The 4,708-nt window shown below is 68.6% G+C and carries 2 protein-coding genes, 1 tRNA gene and 1 pseudogene; 3 read left to right on the top strand and 1 reads right to left on the bottom strand.

Going from position 1 to position 4,708, the window contains the following annotated elements; translation table 11 throughout:
- Positions 1-1,471: pseudogene (locus K8V84_RS01815) on the top strand (germacradienol/geosmin synthase); the annotation flags it as partial.
- A gap of 215 nt (positions 1,472-1,686) precedes the next feature.
- On the opposite strand, the gene K8V84_RS01810 reads toward K8V84_RS01815, so the two are convergent.
- Positions 1,687-1,771: transfer RNA gene (locus K8V84_RS01810), tRNA-Leu, on the bottom strand.
- Between the two features lie 159 nt (positions 1,772-1,930).
- On the opposite strand from K8V84_RS01810, the gene K8V84_RS01805 reads away from it, so the two are divergent.
- Positions 1,931-3,250 (top strand): M20/M25/M40 family metallo-hydrolase, encoded by a 1,320-nt coding sequence (locus tag K8V84_RS01805; RefSeq protein WP_304069536.1) that lies wholly within the window; start codon positions 1,931-1,933, stop codon positions 3,248-3,250.
- Positions 3,251-3,840: 590 nt separating this feature from the next.
- Positions 3,841-4,708: hypothetical protein (locus tag K8V84_RS01800; protein WP_304069535.1), on the top strand; the 868-nt coding region annotated here is incomplete at its 3' end.

The raw sequence follows: 4,708 nt of genomic DNA, 5'->3' as shown, positions 1-4,708 counted from the left end.
CCAGGAAGCGGCGGAGCTGGTCAACGACCTGCTCACCGCACGGCTCATCCAGTTCGAGGACACCGCGTTGAGCGAGGTGCCCGCGCTTCTCACCGAACACGCGGTACCCCGGCACGCGCAGGCCGGCGTGGCCGCCTACGTCAAGGGCCTCCAGGACTGGCAGGCCGGCGGTCACGAGTGGCACGCGCGTTCCAACCGGTACATGAACGAGGGCCTGGGCACCCGACCGGCCGGGGAACTCAAGGGCCCCACCGGCTTGGGCACGTCGGCGGCGCGACCGGTGTTCACATCGCTGCTTCCAGGGATGCGGCACCGCGCTCGGCAACACTCCCACCAGGCGTTCCGTCCGGTAGGGGAGTTGGCGGAGCCCGACCTGTACATGCCTTACCCCATCCGCACCAACCCGCGGATCGACGACGCCCGGAGTTACGCCGTCGGTTGGGCACGGCGGATGGGCCTGTTCGACTCGGTGCCGGGTGTGGAGGTCGGAGGGGTGTGGGACGAACGGCAGTTCATGGGTTTGGACCTGGCCCACTGCGCCGCGATGATCCACGCCGACGCGGAGTTCGACCAGCTCTGCCTGTCCTCGGACTGGTTGGCCTGGGGCACCTACGGTGACGACTACTTCCCCGTGGTGTTCGGGGCGGCGCGTGACCTGCCCGCGGCCAAGGTGTGCAACGAACGGTTGTCGTCGTTCATGCCGCTGGACCTGGGGGCCACCCCGGCACCCGTCAATCAGATCGAACGCGGGCTGGCCGACCTGTGGCGGCGTACGGCGGGTCCCATGAGCCCGGCGGCCCGGGCGACGTTCCGCCGGGCGGTGGAGGACATGACCTCCAGCTGGGTGTGGGAACTGGAGAACCAGGCCTACCACCGGGTGCCCGACCCGGTCGACTACCTGGAGATGCGTCGGAGCACGTTCGGTTCGGACATGACGCGTAGCCTGGCCAAACTGGCGAGCTTCCCCGACGTGGACCCGGCACTGTTCCAGAACCGGACCATACGCGAGCTGGAGACCGCCGCCCAGGACTACGCCTGCTTCACCAACGACCTGTTCTCGTACCAGAAGGAGATCGAGTTCGAGGGGGAGGTGCACAACCTCGTCCTCATCGTGGAGCACTTCTTCGACGTGGACCTCCACACGGCCCGCGACATCGTGGCGGACCTGATGCGGGCCCGCATGGAGCAGTTCGAGCACATCCTCGCCAACGACCTGCCGAAGCTGTTGGCCGACTTCGACCTTGACGAGGCGACCTCCCGAGCGCTGCTGCGCGACACCGAGAACATGAAGGAGTGGATGTCGGGGATCTTGGAGTGGCACCGCAGGTGTGTCCGTTACACCGAGGCGGAGCAGCGTCGACTGCGTACCCCGAAGAACGTGCGCGACCACGTGCCGCTCGACCACGCTTGGGCACCGACCGGCCTCGGTACGTCGGCGGCCCGCCTGGCCACCCTGCTGAAGACACGCTGACCGGGGGAGGGGAGGGTTCGGGTTCGACCCCGACGCCATGGTCCAAGCCGTGGCCGGGCACGAACCCGAACCGCTCCTCTTGGCCGCGCGGATGCCTCCCGACCCCGATGAGGACCGTGCCGTCGGCCGCCCGCCCGAAGGAAGGGCGGCGGAAGGGCTTCGTGCTCCCCTCGACCCGGGCATGAAAAAAGCCCTGCGAACAGGGCTTTTCATTGTGTCCGAGGGGGGACTTGAACCCCCACAGCCTTAACGGCCACTAGCACCTCAAGCTAGCGCGTCTACCTATTCCGCCACCCGGACGTGGGTGTCTGGCGCCGTAGCGCCGAACAGGTTCAACCATAGCAAAGGTCTGAAGGGCCCCGAACCAGTTTTTCGGTGAGGGGGTGACCGGCTTCCGGACGAAGGGAGAGCGTGGCAGGGTCTAGGGCGAAAGGTGCGGCCGGTAGAGGGGAGAGCCACATGGCGGAACACAGGGATCCGAGCGCGGCGGAGGTCGAGGTCGTCGATCTGTGCCGGGAGCTCATCGAGTTCGACACCTCCAACTATGGCGACCATTCCGGTCCCGGTGAGCGCAAGGCCGCGGAGTACGTCATGGGCCGCCTCGACGAGGTCGGGGTGGAGTCCGAGATCTACGAGAAGCACCCCGGGCGCAGCAACGTGGTGGCGCGGATCACGGGAGAGGACTCCAGCCGTCCTCCTCTGCTCATCCACGGACACCTCGACGTGGTGCCCGCGGCCGCGGAGGACTGGACGCACCACCCGTTCGCCGCCGAGGTCGCCGACGGTTGTGTCTGGGGCCGCGGCGCGGTCGACATGAAGAACATGAACGCCATGGTGCTGGCCACGCTGCGGCAGCGACTGCGCGAGGGGCGACGTCCTCCGCGCGACATCGTCCTGGCCTTCGTCGCCGATGAGGAGGCCGGCGGTACCTGGGGCGCCCAGTACCTGGTGGACGAGCACCCCGAGCTGTTCGCGGACTGCGACTCCGCGATCAGCGAGGTCGGCGGGTTCTCGTTCACGGTCAACGAGAACCGGCGCCTGTACCTGGTGGAGACCGCGGAGAAGGGCATCGCGTGGATGAAGCTCACCGCGCGCGGCACCGCGGGCCACGGGTCGATGACCAACCACGACAACGCCGTCACCGAACTGGCCGCCGCGGTCGCCCGGCTCGGTGGTCACCGGTTCCCCGTGCAGCTCACCCCCACGGTCCGGACCTTCCTGGAGGAGATCTGCGAGGAGTTCGGGATCCCCTTCGAGGAGAAGGACGTGGACGCCACGGTGGCGCGGCTGGGTCCGATCGCGAAGATGATCGGTGCCACGCTGCGCAACACCCTGAACCCGACGGTGCTGGGCGGCGGCTACAAGGCCAACGTGATCCCGGGTGAGGCCACCGCCCAGGTGGACGGTCGTTTCCTGCCGGGGACCGAGGACGAGTACTTCGCCAAGATCGACGAACTGCTCGGCCCCAAGGTGAGCCGTGAGTTCATCCACCACCTTCCCGCGGTGGAGACCTCCTTCGACGGTGGCCTGGTCACCGCGATGTCGGAGTCGCTGCTGGCGGAGGACCCGGGCGCCAAGGCCGTCCCGTACTGCCTCTCGGGCGGCACCGACGCCAAGAGCTTCTCCCGGCTGGGCATCCGCAACTTCGGGTTCTCGCCGCTGAAGCTGCCGCCGGAGCTGGACTTCGCCGGCATGTTCCACGGGGTGGACGAACGTGTCCCCGTGGACGGTCTCCAATTCGGAGTTCGAGTTCTGGACCGTTTCATCGACATGAGCTGACGGGACCGACCGAACCGGGACCCGTGCGGTCCGCGCCGACGCGTCACCGGCGCGGACCGTGTGCTCGCGGTGCCCCCGAAGTGGTCAGGTGGAGGGCGAACCGAACCGGCGGTACAGGGAGCCCCGCGGCGGAGTCCCCTCGGAGCGAGCCTCCAGGTTCAGACAGCCGTGGTGCAGAACTCCTTCCCGGGGGGACTTCGGGTCGATGCCCCGACTCGGTGGTGGCACTCCCCTGAGACCACCCACTCCCCGGTGGTGGCGGCCTACGACGATGCGTTGCCTCCCCTCTTCCTGGCGATGGTCTCGCTGGTCCTGGCCTCCGCGGGGGCTCCGATGTTCGTGATCGACAAGCCCTTGGCGCAGGATTTGGGTGCAGAGGAGCGAAACTAACGGTCGAAAGCCTGACGAAGCGTAAGGGGAGCGCCGGAAAGTTCTCGGCGAGGTTCGTTTTTCCCACCCACGGTCACGCGCAGTGATGCTACGGTTGCTTTCAGTTCGAAGGTGACCCCGTCTTTTCGGGGGCCGACGATCGACCGTGGGCGACAACGCCGCGCGGGACCGTCCAGTAGCAGTCAGACAAGGGGGCATCCATGGTGCTCGCGAGCCGGGAGTGGCTGGTGTCCTCCAGTCGCGCTGCTCGCAACACCCGTGGTGTCTACGCCCGACTGCTGCTCCTGTCCGGAATCGTCGCCGTCGCGTGGCTCGCCGGCGGTGTCGGTGTCGCGCACAGTGACACCGGCGCCGAATCCGGCGGGCTCGTCGACACCGTGCTCGGTGCCGGCGACGCCGCCGAACGCACCGGTGGGATCGCGACCGAGGAGATCCGGCAGACCCGGGTCTCCGAAGCCGCGGCCCACGCCGCCGCGTCCACCGAGTCCGTAGCCGAAACGGTCGTACCGCAGACGGCCTCGCTTCCCGCCACCGCGCTCGAGGACACCGGTGTCTCCGGTGCCCTGCGCGAGAGCCGGGTCGGATCCGTCGCGGAGACCGCGGTCGACGACACCGCGCGGACCGTCGACGGAACCGCTCGTGGGGCCTCCGACCTGGTCGGAGAGGTCACCCGAACCGGCAAGGACGTGGTTCGGACCACCGACGAGTCGCTGCGTGAGGGCGACCTCGTCGACGGCGTCACCGCAGGGCTGACCGAATCCGTCGGCCATCACGGGATCGACTCCGTCGCCGAGCCCGGCGGTCCTCTGGGACTGCCGCTCCTCGGTGCCGCCGACGACCCCGTCTCCCCCTCTTCCGTCGACCGTTCCAAGGACGACGAAGACAACGAGGAAGCGGACGAAGACCTCGGGCGCACGGGACCGCGCACCGACCACGGTGTGCCCGTCCACGTCGCCGAGAACGGTCTGCGTGTGGCCGAAGAGGCCGTGCAGGCCGCCGCGGAGCAGACCGCCCAGGACGATGACGCCGCCGAGCGCATCCGTCTCATCGGCGGGGGCTCCCACCACC

Source organism: Nocardiopsis listeri (assembly GCF_020741345.1).
GTDB classification, from domain to species: Bacteria; Actinomycetota; Actinomycetes; order Streptosporangiales; family Streptosporangiaceae; genus Nocardiopsis; species Nocardiopsis listeri_A.
This window is presented reverse-complemented; position numbering and strand designations above follow the sequence as displayed.